Annotated in this window: 13 protein-coding genes and 4 pseudogenes; 9 read left to right on the top strand and 8 right to left on the bottom strand. The window is 67.2% G+C overall.

All coding sequences use genetic code 11. From position 1 onward, the window contains the following. Positions 1-300: 300 nt before the first annotated feature. Positions 301-864 (bottom strand): 3-hydroxyacyl-CoA dehydrogenase family protein, encoded by a 564-nt coding sequence (locus OG202_RS03355; protein ID WP_327731419.1) that lies wholly within the window; start codon positions 862-864, stop codon positions 301-303. 179 nt (positions 865-1,043) lie between these two features. Here OG202_RS03355 and OG202_RS03350 point away from each other — a divergent pair, with 179 nt between their 5' ends. From OG202_RS03350 to OG202_RS03340, 4 genes and pseudogenes are all read left to right on the top strand, one after another. Continuing rightward, positions 1,044-2,123, top strand: a complete 1,080-nt coding sequence (locus tag OG202_RS03350; RefSeq protein ID WP_327731420.1) for an alpha-L-rhamnosidase-related protein — start codon at positions 1,044-1,046, stop codon at positions 2,121-2,123. A 40-nt stretch (positions 2,124-2,163) separates the two neighbouring features. Continuing rightward, positions 2,164-2,508 carry a glycoside hydrolase family 78 protein gene (locus OG202_RS46340; RefSeq protein ID WP_443052195.1) on the top strand — a complete coding sequence of 115 codons (345 nt, stop codon included), beginning with the start codon at positions 2,164-2,166 and terminating at the stop codon, positions 2,506-2,508. Continuing rightward, a complete protein-coding gene (locus OG202_RS03345; protein ID WP_327731422.1) occupies positions 2,451-2,612 on the top strand; it encodes a hypothetical protein in 162 nt (53 codons plus the stop codon). The genes OG202_RS46340 and OG202_RS03345 overlap by 58 nt, the downstream gene beginning before the upstream one ends. A 105-nt stretch (positions 2,613-2,717) precedes the next feature. Further along, positions 2,718-3,011, top strand: a pseudogene (locus OG202_RS03340) (helix-turn-helix domain-containing protein); the annotation flags it as partial. A 493-nt stretch (positions 3,012-3,504) separates the two neighbouring features. Here OG202_RS03340 and OG202_RS03335 read toward each other — a convergent pair. The 5 genes and pseudogenes from OG202_RS03335 to OG202_RS03315 form a co-directional block, all read right to left on the bottom strand. Further along, positions 3,505-3,906, bottom strand: coding sequence for a DUF317 domain-containing protein (locus OG202_RS03335; protein ID WP_327731424.1), 402 nt, complete (start codon positions 3,904-3,906; stop codon positions 3,505-3,507). Between the two features lie 62 nt (positions 3,907-3,968). Next, positions 3,969-4,016, bottom strand: a pseudogene (locus OG202_RS03330) (hypothetical protein); the annotation flags it as partial. A gap of 926 nt (positions 4,017-4,942) precedes the next feature. Next, positions 4,943-6,067 (bottom strand): DnaB-like helicase N-terminal domain-containing protein, encoded by a 1,125-nt coding sequence (locus OG202_RS03325; RefSeq protein ID WP_327731425.1) that lies wholly within the window; start codon positions 6,065-6,067, stop codon positions 4,943-4,945. Then, positions 6,067-7,326 (bottom strand): DNA cytosine methyltransferase, encoded by a 1,260-nt coding sequence (locus tag OG202_RS03320; RefSeq protein ID WP_327732362.1) that lies wholly within the window; start codon positions 7,324-7,326, stop codon positions 6,067-6,069. The genes OG202_RS03325 and OG202_RS03320 overlap by 1 nt, the downstream gene beginning before the upstream one ends. A gap of 5 nt (positions 7,327-7,331) precedes the next feature. Next, positions 7,332-7,619, bottom strand: coding sequence for a hypothetical protein (locus OG202_RS03315; RefSeq protein WP_319264360.1), 288 nt, complete (start codon positions 7,617-7,619; stop codon positions 7,332-7,334). 128 nt (positions 7,620-7,747) lie between these two features. Here OG202_RS03315 and OG202_RS03310 point away from each other — a divergent pair, with 128 nt between their 5' ends. Then, positions 7,748-8,551, top strand: coding sequence for a GNAT family N-acetyltransferase (locus OG202_RS03310; protein WP_327731426.1), 804 nt, complete (start codon positions 7,748-7,750; stop codon positions 8,549-8,551). Positions 8,552-8,557: 6 nt separating this feature from the next. Here the strand turns inward: OG202_RS03310 and OG202_RS03305 are convergent, their stop codons facing one another. Continuing rightward, positions 8,558-9,316 (bottom strand): tyrosine-type recombinase/integrase, encoded by a 759-nt coding sequence (locus OG202_RS03305; RefSeq protein WP_327731427.1) that lies wholly within the window; start codon positions 9,314-9,316, stop codon positions 8,558-8,560. On the opposite strand from OG202_RS03305, the pseudogene OG202_RS03300 reads away from it, so the two are divergent. The 4 genes and pseudogenes from OG202_RS03300 (at position 9,315) to OG202_RS46330 (ending at position 11,692) form a co-directional block, all read left to right on the top strand. Then, positions 9,315-10,318 (top strand): annotated as a pseudogene (locus tag OG202_RS03300) (IS5 family transposase). The gene OG202_RS03305 and the pseudogene OG202_RS03300 overlap by 2 nt on opposite strands. Before the next feature lie 294 nt (positions 10,319-10,612). Next, positions 10,613-11,035, top strand: a pseudogene (locus OG202_RS46335) (hypothetical protein); the annotation flags it as partial. After that, on the top strand, positions 10,956-11,483 hold the full coding sequence (locus tag OG202_RS03290) for a WhiB family transcriptional regulator (RefSeq protein WP_327732366.1): 528 nt from the start codon (positions 10,956-10,958) through the stop codon (positions 11,481-11,483). The pseudogene OG202_RS46335 and the gene OG202_RS03290, both read left to right, overlap by 80 nt. Next, positions 11,480-11,692, top strand: a complete 213-nt coding sequence (locus tag OG202_RS46330) for a helix-turn-helix domain-containing protein (protein WP_443052194.1) — start codon at positions 11,480-11,482, stop codon at positions 11,690-11,692. The genes OG202_RS03290 and OG202_RS46330 overlap by 4 nt, the downstream gene beginning before the upstream one ends. 36 nt (positions 11,693-11,728) lie before the next feature. On the opposite strand, the gene OG202_RS03285 is transcribed toward OG202_RS46330, so the two are convergent. Further along, entirely contained in the window at positions 11,729-12,691 is a 963-nt protein-coding gene (locus tag OG202_RS03285; protein ID WP_327731533.1) for a tyrosine-type recombinase/integrase, read from the bottom strand. Positions 12,692-12,984: the final 293 nt, after the last annotated feature.

Genomic DNA, 12,984 nt, shown 5'->3' with positions numbered 1-12,984 from the left:
GACTCGATCAGCCCGGTCCCTGCCCGGCCACCTGCGGGAAGTCGAGGCAACACCTTGTCGTGGTGTTCACCACCGACTGCCTCGTCGAGCCTGCCACCATCGCACCGCCTGGCAAAGGGGAGGAATTTTTCCCAGGACGCAACCGTCCCGGGAAACAGTCTCTCCCCATCGAGTGTGTTCGCGCGTCGTGGACGCCTCACGCGGAGAAGCTCGGGCTTCAGCGGGCAGGCATGTGGCCGTGTCGGGCCGGGTCTGCGGACAGACAAGTCGCACTGACCGCCGTCACCCGCGGTCGCCGACCTACGTGTCGAGCGCCGCGGAGCGCAGGGCATGGCTGGCGCGGTACCGGGGATCGTGGTATGCCGACCACAGCGCGTCGAGCAGTTCGAGCACCCTGCGGGTCGACCATCGGGCGCTCCAAGCGAACGGGCCCATGGGGTAGTTGGTGCCCAGGCGCATGGCGGTGTCGATGTCGGCGGGGGTCGCGACCTCGTGGTAGGCCGTCTCCCACGCCTCGTTCGCGATCATTGACAGAACTCGGGCCACCACGAGCCCCGGTGCGTCGGCAACGGGGAAGACACGAATACGAGCGCGACCCAGCAGGGTGACGACGGTGTCGGTGAGCGTGGCGTCGGTGGACGCGAGGGCGACGGCGGTTGCCGTCGCGGGGTCCAGGCAGCGGTCGAGGAGGAGCACGGGCTCGTTCCGTCGGCTCGACTCCTCGCGTGCGCTGCGGCCGCCGGTGACCATGACCGAGCCCATTCCGACGAACTCGATGCGGGGAATGTCGGCCTCCGCCCGGTCGAACTCCAGGCCGCTGCGGGTGAGCAGAGTCTCCAGCTGCTCGGCCGAACCGTGCAGCACCACAGGGGTGGTGAGTGCCGCCGCTTCGGGTTTCGACTCCGCGGCGCGGGGGAGCGGGCGTTCGGAGCTCTCGCCGTACTCGTAGTAGCCACGGCCGGTCTTGCGGCCGAGCCGTCCTGCGGCGATGAGATCGCTCTGGATGAGCGAGGGGGCGAACCGCGGGTCGTAGTTGTAGGACCGTGGCGCTCAAGGCCCCGGTGTACGACTGGGGGTACACCGGCCGGTTCGGCGACGAGATCAACTGGGGCAACGGCATCATCCTGGTGCCCTGGCTGCTGTACGAGACGTACGGCGACACACAGACGATGAGCCGCCACTACCCGCGGATGCGGGCCTTCCTCGACTACATCAGGACCAGGAAGGCCGGCATTGGCGCGGACGCCTGTCTCGTGGACGCGGCCCTGGGCGACTGGATCGCGAGTGAGAACACCTCGGGCCGTATCACCGGAACCTGGGGCTACCACCAGATCGCCGACCGCATGGCCCGGATGGCGGCCCTGATCGGGCGTGACGCGGACGCGGCCGAGTACCGCAACCTCGCGGCCACCATCAAGGACGCGTTCAACGACGCCTTCTACAACACCGCGCTCGGCCGGTACACCGCCGAGGGCGACCGGGGCGCCGCCGGAGCCACGCAGGCCGCGCAGGCGCTCGCGCTCGACGAGGGCCTCGTACCGGAGGGCGAGCGCGGGAAGGTCCTCGACGCGCTGGTGGAACTGGTTTACGCCCACCGGCCGTTCGGGGGCGGGCCGCACCTCAGCGGCGGCACCATCGGTCTCGCCCCGATCGTCAGGGCCCTGCACGAGGGCCGCCACGACGACGTCCTGTGGGCCGTCCTCCAGGAGGACACCCGCCCGGGCTACGGCCACTTCATGGCACCCACCACCTCCCATCCCGAAGGTCTGACGACCATCCCCGAACAGTGGGACATGGGCAACTCCAAGAACCACATGATCCTGTTGCAGATCGAGGAGTGGTTCCACAGCGGCGTGGTGGGCATCCGCCAGGCGCGCGGCAGGGCCGGATACCGCGAGTTGGTCATCGACCCCCGCCCGGTCGGCGACCTCACCCATGCCGAGGGCAGCTATCGCACCCCGTGCGGCGTGGTGTCCGCGCGGTGGACGCGCGCGAAGAACAGGTTCCGGCTCCATGTGGAGCTCCCGCCGAACACGACCGTGGAGATCCGGCTGCCCACCCGCGACCGCGGCACGCATGTCGTCGGTTCGGGGCAGCACACGTTCACCACCCGCGATCTGTGACCGATTCCCCCGGCGAACCGAAAGGACCACGGCGTGAGCCATGAAGGGCGCAGTGCGGACGATGCCGGTCGTGAGGGGCCTCACCTCGCGGCCCCGGACCGGTATTACGTCGCCACACTGTGCTCACAGCGACAGCAGGCGCCATGACGACAGGAGCCAGTGCCATGGCAGGTGGAACAAGTGCGGCGGCGGAAAAGTCCGCCCGCAGGGCGGCCCCGTACGGGGGCTGACAGTGGAACACCGCACCGATCCCCTCGGTGTGGACGCCGACCGGCCGCGCTTCGGGTGGCGCTCGCGGACCGGCACCCGGGGCTCTGGCGACAGGGGGTGTTTCAGAACGGCCGGATCGTCAACGCCAACCTCGCCGACTACCTCGTACCCGTGAACGCCGATGTCCCCGAGGTCAGGGCGATCTACCTGGACGGCGAGGACAACGAAGGCACGCGCTCGGCGTCAAGGGGCTCGGCGAGGTCGTGCAGGTGGGTGTGAGGTCTCAGGACTTCCTTGACGGTTTGTCCTCCGGACATGGTTGACACGTTCGGCTGAACGTCCGTCAACTTCGGCCCCGCGTTGAAGCCGGGGGTGCTTCGCTCGATGGTCGTGGATGTACAGCAGTTGGCCGAGTACCGCTACTGGGCTGTCCGCGAGGTGCTCGGCGGGTCTCCAATCGGTGAGGTCGCAGCCCGGTACGGCACCTCGCGTCAGACTCTCCACAGCTGGCGACGGCGGTTCGAGCAGGAGGGCATGCCCGGCCTGCTGGACCGCTCTCGGCGCCCGCGAAACAGCCCCACCCCCCTGTCGGCAGAGGTGGAAGCCGAGATCTGCGAGCTGCGTCGCCGGCATCCCCGGTGGGGTGCCCGCCGGATCGTTCACGAACTCGCGGGCCGCCCCTGGTCGCCGTGAAGCCGTACCTGGACGGGGGCCCGATCCTTTCGTTCGACGGCTGGCCAGACGCCGGATGACGGTCAGTTCGGGCAGCTCCCGCGGGGCCGTCGTCCAACTCCTCCACCGTGGTGTCGGTAACCTCGGGAAAGACCTCCCCAAGGGTTGCCATCACCAGCTCCTGGGTGATGGTTTCGGTGTTCGGCGTGGCGACGCGGGGTGCGGAGTGGGCAGCGAGAGCGTCCAGCGAAGCGTTCAGCGCACGCATCCGGGATCACGAGAGCGGGTTGACCGATCGGCGCGGCTTTGGCCGATTCCATCTCATCCGCCCGCCACATCACTAATTCGCCCGGCTTGCGCCAAGTGAACCCTGCGTACCACCGGGGCATGACGACCCTGCTCAGGACGGCAGCGGATTCGGGTCCGTTCGTGGGGAGGCACGACTGCTGCGGTGGTGTGCTGCCGGGCAGGGACTCAACTCGGCTGCGGGCCCGGCACATCAGAGTCGATGGCCGGTTTCGGCGGCATGCGGTGGGGACGCTGGCGGGGGTGCTGTGCTGATGTGCTTGGCCGGTTGCTGAGGGCTGGTCCGGCGGGAGCCGATTCCGTGGGCGAGTTCTTCGGTGAGGTCGGCGAGAAGGTCGGCAGGAGTGAAGGTGGATGCGTTGATGGCCCAGGTGGGCCGGTCGGGGTTGTCGCCTGCCCAGATGGTCCAAGAAGTGAGGCTGGCGTTCGGGTCCTTGGCGGCGAAGGCGTCGAGCGTGAGTCCGGCGTCTCCTTGGGCGGACTTCCAGTGCAGCCAGCGTCCTTGTGCCGTGGATGTCCAGCCGGCTCGGTGAGGGGGCGGGCGACCTGGGTGACGCTCTTCTCGGTGATGGGGCTGTCGAGGCTCGTGTCCCATTCCCCGTGGGCGAGGGATATGAGAAGGCTGTTCAGGAGTCCGGCCGGGGTGTTTGCCGTCAGGGTGAGGTGCCACATCCGGTCAGAGACGGGCGTCTCATAGGCGGCGATGGTCCAGGCGTCCTCGCGGGGGTCCGCTTCGTGCAGGAGCTGGATGCGCAGGGTCTGTGACTCGTGGATGACGTGCGTGGTGTCGTCGGAGAAGGTCCGCCACTTCTCCCAGTCGCTCTGCTCGGCGACGAACTCGTCGAGGACAGCGTCATGGTCGCCAGGATCGGCGGCGTAGACGGGAACGGTCTCCGTGTGAGGGACGGGCGGTTCGTCGTGGGTGGGCTGATCGTGTTCGCCAGCGTCTGGGGCCCGAGTGAGGTGACCGCGGCGGCGATCTGGCGTTCGGTGTCGGTCATGGGGGCGGGTCCGGGGCGTACGGCGTCGCCGTGGAGGCGTTGGAAGGAGGCGAGGGCCTGGACGGGGGATTCGAGTCTGTCGGCGATGGAGCGCAGGTGGTTCTCGCCGTGCAGGGCGACGGTCCCTCCGTCGAGGTAGGTGCCGATGGCGACGGTGGTCCAGCCGTCGTGGGCATGGGCGTGGATGATGAGCCGGCCGTGGCGGATGTCGTCGTAGATGGATTGGGCTGCGTTGGAGACCTCCCGTACCTCAGCGCGGGTCAGCCAGTGCATGGGGTAGTTCGCCCAGGTCCATTCCTCGTCGATGGCTTTACGTAGCCGGGGTGTGATCTCGGTGGTGATGCCTTCGGCGTGCAGGGCGTGGGTGGCTTGGTGGGCCCAGTAGGGCTCTTCGTGGTCGATCCGGGCCAGGACCATGGTGTGGTCGTCGAGGTTCTCGAAGCCGCGGGCGGCCAGGAGGGCCTGGGCGGCGCGGTGGTGGGTGCCGGTGAGGGTGGCGGTCACGGCGCTGGTGTGGGCGGGGTGGGTGTCGAAGCGGACGTGGGCGTCGATCGGGTGGTCGGACATGGAGGTGGGGCTCGATTCGGGTTCGGTCCCGGCTGGTGGGTTGGCCGGGTCCGGTGATTGAGGTCATCGGTGGGCGCGTGCGGAGGTGAAGGCCGGCTGGTTGGGCGGACCGGCTCGGGGGGCCGGGGTGGGGCGTGCCGAGGGCCGGGTGGCGGGCGATGGGGCTGGAGTGGTGGCGCGGTTCCAGCGGGTGCGCGGGGAGTTGAGCTCGGCCAGGGCGCGGCGGCTGCCGGTGATGAGCTGGTGGGGGGTGTTCGCGGTGTCGTCGGTGTAGGCGGTGATCCGGTCGGCAACCGCGCGGGCGCGGGCGAGGAGGGCGCGCCGGAGGATTCTCTCGCCCCAGTACTCGGGGGAGCCGGCGGGCGTGGAGACCAGGGCCATCAGGTCTTTGGGGGTGAGGGAGTCGGTGAGTAGCCCGCGGTGCTGGGCCTCGCCGAGGACGGTGACCGGGTCGACCATGTCGCCGCGGTGGACCAGCGCCGTGATGGACTGCCAGAGCGCGGCGTGCAGCGGCAGCAGGAAGTCCGCCTCGGTCAGCCACCGCATCTGCTGGACCTCTGCCGGATAGGCGGTGGCGGTCGCCAGGAGGAGGCGCTCTTCGTCGAGGTCTTCCTCGCCGGTCTGCCGTGGGACATCCGGGGGGAGTGCCGTGCGGGGGAAGGAGCCGGGGTGCGGGGTGAACTGTTCGGCGAGGGAATCCAGGACGCGGCCGATGTCGTCGGCCAGGCCGAGCGTCGCGGCTACCGGGTTGGGCAGGCCCGGGTCGGTTGCGGTGGACGCGAGGCGCTCGGCGTGCCCGCGCAGAATCCGGCGAGCGTTGTCGGCACGGATCATCCTGGCGTATGCCGCAGCGTGCTTGGGCTGCGGGCAGAACTGGATGAGGGCGTGGAGGTAGGAGGCGCTCAGGCCGCGAGCGTGAGGACGGGCGTGGTCCAGCACCGCGTTGAGCCAGGCGGTGTCCTTGGTGTGGGCGGCGGGGCCGGGCGGGGGGAGCGTGCGGATCGCGGTGAACAACGCGGCGTGGGTGTGGCTGTCGAAGTGGTGGGCGGTCAAGGGCTCGGTGTCGGCCAGACGCGCAGGCTCGAGGAGGAGGGCGCCGAGCAGGGCCTGCTCGGCGTAGTGCACGGGCTTCGGCGCCGGGACGCGGTCGAGGCCGTCGTCGTCATGGGAATCGGGTGTGTGGGGCATCAGGCGGCGAGGGTGAAGTCAGCAGGGTTGAAGGGCATGTTGAGGTGCGGGGCGAGCAGGTGTGCGGCCAGGCGAGGGGGGACGGCGTTGCCGATCTGCGAGAACATCTGGCCCTTGTTGCCTTGCCACGGATAGCCGGCGGGGAAGCTCTGCAGCACGCCCGCTTCCCGGGCGGTGATCTTGATCGGCTCCGGTGCCGACCCCGCTGCCTCGACGGTGGGTTCGGCGACCCAGGTGCACTCGTTGGCTCGGTGGCCGAAGAAGAGCGTGCCGGCGGGTTCGTCGGACCGGCGGATGGTGGCGTTGGTCTGGTTGTTACTGCGCAGTGACCACGACCAGTGGTGCGCCTCGGCAGTGCACGTGGGGGCTGGAGCGTCTGCGGGGCGGTTGTCGCGGGCGCCGTGCCGGGCGGTCCAGCCGGCGCCCTCTCGCCGGGAGGCCAGGACGATCTCGTCCTCGGGGCGGGGTGCCCAGGTGCCACGGGCGCGGGCGTCGGTGAGGGTCTTGCGGGAGCCGGAGGGGAAGGGCTCTGGGCCTCCGCCTGGTCCGCCGCCCGCGCACACAGTGGGCACGGGCCGGTCGGTGGCGCCCCAGCCGAGGGCCTCCGCCATGGACACCCAGCGGGCGCGGCCGGGCCCGAACAGGCTTTCCGGCTCGGCCAGTTGTGCATGCGTGGGGGGTGGGGGCTCGGCGGTCCGTACCCGGGAGGCGAGCAAGATCGCCCTCCGCCTGGTCTGCGGGACACCGTAGTCGGCGGCGTTGAGAATGCCGACCCAGGCCGAGAAGCCCCAAGCGCGCAGGATGGCCGCGTACTGCTTCCACAACGGCAGAACGTCGGGGACCTCTTCCATGGCCACCCACTCGGGCTCGCCCACGGTGTTCAGGGCATGCAGGTAGCGCATGGGCTCGGCCGCCAGGAGAGAGCGTTCGTCCGCGCACGCGCCGAGCAGCTGCTCGCGGGTGTCGCGTCCGGCCGCGAGGTCGGCGACGGCCTGGTGGACGAGCGGCTGGTCGACCAGACCGAGGCGCTTGCCCGCCATGCTCCATGCCTGACACGGCGGGGAGGCAATCAGCCCGAGGATCCGGCCGGAGAAGATCCACGTCGGATAGCGGGCGACATCGGTCCGGATCGTCAACTGCCCTGCCATGGCCCGGGTCTTGCAGGCCCACTCGTCCCACTCCAGGCCGATGTCCCGCGCGCCGAGGACGGTGAGCGCGTGGCTCCAGCCGCCGGGCCCGGCGAACAGATCGAGGATGATCCGCCTCACGAGGCCAGTCCGAAGTCGTCCTGCACCGGCTCGTGCTCGGAGGCTCCGCGGCAGGCCCAGGGAGAGCAGCCGTCGACCACGCCGTTCTCCAGCTCCTCCACCGTGGCGGCACCATCGTCGAGTTCCTGCTGGCGCGCAGCCCACTCCGCGGCGGTGACGTGGTCGATGGGGGCCTGGTCGAGCGGGACACGGGAGCGGTGCAGGAAAGCCTGGCCCAGCAGCCGGTTCCCGGAGGCGTTCGCGCGTGCGTTGCCCTGGCGGATGTCTGCGTCGAACGCGACCACGTCCGCCCATTCCTCCGGACTGCTGTCCCGGATATTCCTCCACTGTGCGTTTCCATGGAATGGGCAAGTTATTGAGAATTGAGACAGGGTCGTGTCCTTTCTTCTGTAGGCGCTGACGGGGTTGGTCGGTGTATCTGGAGGTCAGCGGGGTGGGGGTGCGTTGCCTGACGTCCGGACATGCGGTGATCGCTGAGTGGCAGGATCTGGTCATGACTGATGACCGGGTGATGGCCCGTGCGCGCGGCCTGTGGGAGCAGTTGGCGGCTGTGCCGCTGTCGTTTCCGTCGAGCGGGGGAATAGCGATTGCCGCCTCTCCCGGTTCGCGGCTGTGCCCGCCCTCCTGGGCAGGGATTGTGCAGTTGGGCGACGCGGCGATCGTCACGGCGCCGGGTGAGGCGCAGGCTGGCCTGCTGCGCCAGGCTCTGGAGCAGGTGCCGGTGCCTTCTCTTGTGTGCTCCAGCGAGCTTCGCGCGAGGGTGGCTGTTACTGATGTGCTCGGCCCGGCTGCGCTGGCCTATCTCTCAAGAGACGACTTCCGCCCTGGTCTGGACGGTGCACGGATCACGAGCCTGCCCCCGGTCCATGGGGACATCCGTAGGCTGGTGGAGTCAGTGGGGTCGGACGATGCGGGCGAGAGCGGTATCGAGGAGATCGACTCTCCGGTGTTCGTCGTGCGTGACGGCTCGGAGGTCCTGGCCGCGGCGGGGTACGAGTTGTGGCCGTCCTCGACTGCGCACCTGTGTGTGCTGACGGTTCCGCAGCGGCGGGGGCGCGGTCTGGCGCGGCAGGTGGCCTCCGCTGCGGTGGCGCACGCACTTGATGCTGGTCTGCTGCCTCAGTGGCGGGCGCGTCCCCCGGGTTCCCGGCGAGTGGCGGCTGCGCTCGGGTTTCGGGCGATGGGCGGTCAGCTGAGTGTGCGCCTGGGCGGGTGAGTGCAGTTACTGGGGGTCTTCCTCGTTCGGTGGCGTGATGGTCTTGATCAGCTGGGTCAAGGGGATGAAGCTGTCACTTGTTCCGAGTTCACGTGGTGTCGGTCCAGCGGGAGTGGGAGTGTCTGCGAGCCGTTCGGCGAGTGCAGTGACGGCCTCGCGGTCTCCTTCGAGGGCTTCGCGCTCGTCATTGGTGAGGTCGAGTTGCTCGAGCATCTGATCGATGCCGTCCTTGACGGCCAGGAGCTGGCCGCGGGTGGACTGTTTGGGGACGTAGAAGGGGCAGCGTGCGCAGGCCAGGCGGTGGGGGCATTTGGCGAGGAAGTCGTAGCTGCAGTAGCCGTCGCCCAGGTCGTAGTGCTTCCAGGGCTGTTCGCCGCCGGCGGCGGCGCCGGTGAGGATGGACTCGCGGTCGATGAGGACCTGGATGGTGCGGACGTTGCGGGCGAAGTAGTCAGCTTTCTTGTAGGCGGCGGTGAGGGTGCGTTGCAGGATCGCGGCGTAGTAGCGGGTGCTGGCGGGGTGTTTGTGTCCGAGCCATTGCTGCAGGTCGTTGAGGGTTAGCGGCTCGCGGGCGTTGAGGAGTTGGGTGGCGATGGTGGCGCGGGCGCGGTGGCTGGTCAGCGCGCCGCGGGAGTCGGTCTGCGGGACGCCGGACTTGTGGCAGAGGGCCGGGAGGATGTTGTGGTTTAGGGAGCGTATTGAGTCGTGATCAATCTGCGGGATTCGCCCTCGCGGCAGGGCATGGACCGATAGACCTTCTTGCATGACGCGAGTGCAACTGACGGATGCCGAGTGGGAGTTCATCGGGCCGTATCTGCCGATCGGCGAGTACGGCCCGTACCCCGAGCGGCTGCGGCAGCAGTTCGAGGGTGTGATCTGGCGGTTCAAGACGGGCGGACAGTGGCGGGAGATGCCGCAGGAGTTCGGCGCCTGGTCGACCGTCCACAACCGCTTCCGGCAGTGGCGTGACGCCTGCGTCTTCGAGGCCCTGCTGGAGGGCCTGATCGCGGAAGCCGCGAAACGGGGTGAGGTGGATCTGTCCCTGGTCAGCATCGACTCCACCACTGCGCGCGCTCACCACGACGCTGCCGGGATGCACCTGGGCGAGGACGTCCTCACCGCCCTGGAGAAGGCAGCCACCGAGGCAGAGAAGGCCAGATCAAAAGGGGCAGCTTCGAAGAACAAGACGGGCAGGACGCCGAGATCGATGCCGGGCGGGAGGAGCGGCGACGCATCCGGCACCGACGGAAACTCCGGCTGAAGGCCGCCCTCCTGGGACGTTCCAGGGGCGGGCAGACCAGCAAGGTCCACCTCGCCGCCGATCGGAAGTGCCGCCCCCTGGCCCTCCTCCTGACCGCGGGCCAGGCGGCGGACAGCCCGCAGTTCATCCCTGTCCTGAAGAAGGTGCGGGTGCGCGGGCCTGCCGGCCGTCCCCGCACCCGGCCCGACGCGGTTGCCGGAGACAAGGCTTACTCGTCCCGCGGTAACCGCGCCTACCTGCGTAAACGCGGCATCAAGGCGGTGATCCCGGAGAAGAAGGACCAGACCGCCAACCGGAAGAAGAAGGGAAGCAGGGGTGGCAGGCCCGTCAGCCACGACACCGAGCTCTACAAGGAACGGAACACCATCGAACGCGCGATCAACAGGATGAAGGCATGGCGAGGCATCGCCACCCGCTACGACAAGACCCCGGACAGCTACCTCGCCGGCCTCCACCTGCGCGCCTCGATGATCTGGCTCAAGGACCTCACACGAGCCACCCCTTGATCACAACTAAATACGCTCCCTAGGTCGTGTCTCTCACTCCGTAGCCAGGCGATGATCGCAGCCAGCACGGCTGCAGAGCGATAGACGATCGCGAGTTGATGCCCTATGGATGTCAAACAGTTGATCTTGACTTGTTCATATTCGGTCGGAGCGTGACGATCGCCTGATAGATCTCGCGGGCGACGTAGCGTTTGAGGCAGCGAATGGCTTCGCGGCGTATCTTGCCTTCGCAGACTCGCCAAGTCCTTCAACGCCACCTGCAAGCGGGAGACACTCCAGGGCTGCAGGGGCTGGGCCGACGAGCGCGAAGTCCGCCTCGACCTGTTCCGCTGGCTGCACCGCTACAACACCCGACGCCGCCACTGCAGCTTCGGGCAACGCAGTCCCATCGCCTACGAGACAGCACTCGAAACGACATCAACTCCCCTGGCCCCAGCCGACATAGCCCATGTCAAAGATTCGTGGCAATGGACCTGGACAAGCCGTACACCAGCACCTTCGCACTCGTATGGCCAGCGGCAAGATAGCCCAGGACTCCCGGTTAGCGAAACCGGTGCTTCTGCGGATGCTTGCGTCATCTGTTGGGCCGCATGCGGCCCGTGGTCTAACGAGAGCGACGGAGTGGGTAGTGCCAGGGATGCACGTAGGGAGCACCGAGCCCCGAGTCAGAGGAGACCAAACCTGGCAGGACAGCGCTGCGTGTGCACGGTCCATTGAGGTAGTGCGAGATGCTGATCTCTTCTTTCCCGGGCCGACTGCGGATGAACAGCGGATCGGTTTGGCGAAGCGGATTTGCTCGGGCTGCCAGGTCAGGAGTGTGTGCCTGGAAGCGGCTCTGGAGGTTGGTGACGCGAGCGGCATCCGCGGTGGGATGACCGAGTCCGAACGCAAGGCTTCTCGACACTTTTTCGACCTCCGACGCGATCCTGAACGGGTTTCTGCTGCTCTCTCGGGGAAGGATGTGTACCTCACCAAGGGAGAGCGGGAGGATCTGATCCGGCGCGCTGTCGAGTCGGGGGCACCAACCCTGAGGCTTGCCCAGGTTCTCAAGGTGTCGGAAGGGCATGTGAAGAAGCTCCTGCGCCGAGAGCGGAGGGTTGTTGCCCTTGTCAACGCTGGATCGCCTGCAACTTTCCGAAGTATCTGTGAGGCGATCACTCCATGAGGGAAAATGATTCTCGCCGTATCGACAGCGAAGAAAACGTCTGCTCATACCTGGGGGTTGGCCAAGCGGCTACGCATCTCGGTCTGAGTCGGCGCTGGATGTACCGCGAGTCCAGACGTCATGGGATTCCTCGCTATTACTTTGGTGGAAAGCTTCGGTTCAAGGTCGAAGACCTGGACAGTTGGGCGCGGCAGCAGAGAGTCTCCTGAAGAGGGGCCGGGATTCATCCCGGCCCCTCTTCCTGTCTACAGACCCTTGTTGAGGAGCTTCGCGGCCCGGCCGATAGAGGCCGGCATAAGGTGGCGGTAGATCTTGAAGGTCATGTTGATGTCCTTGTGACCCATCCACTCAGCTACATCTGTGACGGGGATCCCGCTGCATAGGCAGTTGGAGGCGAAGAAGTGGCGCAGAGAGTAGGCGGTCAGCGGCTTGGTGATTCCTGCTCGCTTCTTCGCGGCGCCCCACTGGTACTGGAGAGTTGTGTGCGCCCAATGGGGGGAGCGCTGCGTTCGGAGCAGATACCCGTTCGCGTCCACTCCGTGGTCCTTCACGAACCTGAGGAGTGAATCGCGGACGGACTCCGGCATTGGAGTTTCCCGGAACTCTCCGTGTTTTCGATGCTTGAGGCGTGCCGGTTTACGAGAGACACCGTCTATTTGTTCGGTGATGCGGTAGACGTCATCCGCGACCATACGCTCTGTATTGGCGGCGTACGCCTCGCCGTTCCGTAGTCCACTGCCGGACATCAGGTTGATGATGACACCCAACTCGGCGCTGCCGACTTCCTTGAGGGCATTGATTTCGTCCACCGTTGGGATGGTGATCTTTCGGGGTATGTACTCAGGTGGGATGACTCCGCTGATGGGATCTTCGACTATGCCGCCTCGTCGACGGGCGTCAAGCAGAATCTTCCGAAGGATGTCGAAGGCATTCTGTTGTGAGGCCAGACCTACACTTCTCTCATCCATCGACATAATGAAGTCTTCGACCACTGTTGATGTGAACGAATGCATCCGGCGCGATGCGAGCGCCGGGAAGACAAGGCTGTTGAGTACTTGATTGACTGCGCGAACGCTGCCTTGTGCGTAGTGGCGTTGCCGAGTGAGCCACTTGGATGCGTAAGGAGCGAAACGCTCATTCCCAATCATGCGCCTGAGTTCCGCCTGTTGGGGCGGTGTATTGCGCTTATCGTCGTAGATCTTGCTCAAGCGCTCAAGTGCGCTCGCCTGTGTCGCGTAGCCGGTCTCCTCGCGCTGACGTCCCGTAGCATCACGGTAGCGAATGACGTATGGGTGGGAGCATCGGCTCTTGCGCGAGCAGGCGCAACTCTTGTACGAACTGCCCATTCCACGGACGATTTGGGTCGCCAACGTCACGTCTCCTGACTCATGCTGGGAGTTTGCTGACCAAGGGGCCCTCAGCATGGTCCTGACCTGCGGCCGCGCCAAACTAAGAGACGTTGATCAGCATCTTCATGGGTACCTCCTGGTGAGACGATGAG

The sequence above is a fragment of the Streptomyces sp. NBC_00310 genome (genome assembly GCF_036208085.1).
Taxonomy (GTDB): Bacteria; Actinomycetota; Actinomycetes; order Streptomycetales; family Streptomycetaceae; genus Streptomyces.
Note: the sequence above shows the minus strand (reverse complement) of the source record. Positions and strands in the feature narration are given on the sequence as shown.

Excerpts from the sequence above, each read along its gene's own strand:
- OG202_RS46340 (WP_443052195.1), top strand. The coding sequence starts at position 2,164 with ATGAAGGGCGCAGTGCGGACGATGCCGGTCGTGAGGGGCCTCACCTCG.
- OG202_RS03335 (WP_327731424.1), bottom strand. The coding sequence starts at position 3,906 with ATGGGACACGAGCCTCGACAGCCCCATCACCGAGAAGAGCGTCACCCA.
- OG202_RS03325 (WP_327731425.1), bottom strand. The coding sequence starts at position 6,067 with ATGCCCCACACACCCGATTCCCATGACGACGACGGCCTCGACCGCGTC.
- OG202_RS03305 (WP_327731427.1), bottom strand. The coding sequence starts at position 9,316 with ATGCAAGAAGGTCTATCGGTCCATGCCCTGCCGCGAGGGCGAATCCCG.
- OG202_RS03290 (WP_327732366.1), top strand. The coding sequence starts at position 10,956 with ATGCACGTAGGGAGCACCGAGCCCCGAGTCAGAGGAGACCAAACCTGG.
- OG202_RS46330 (WP_443052194.1), top strand. The coding sequence starts at position 11,480 with ATGAGGGAAAATGATTCTCGCCGTATCGACAGCGAAGAAAACGTCTGC.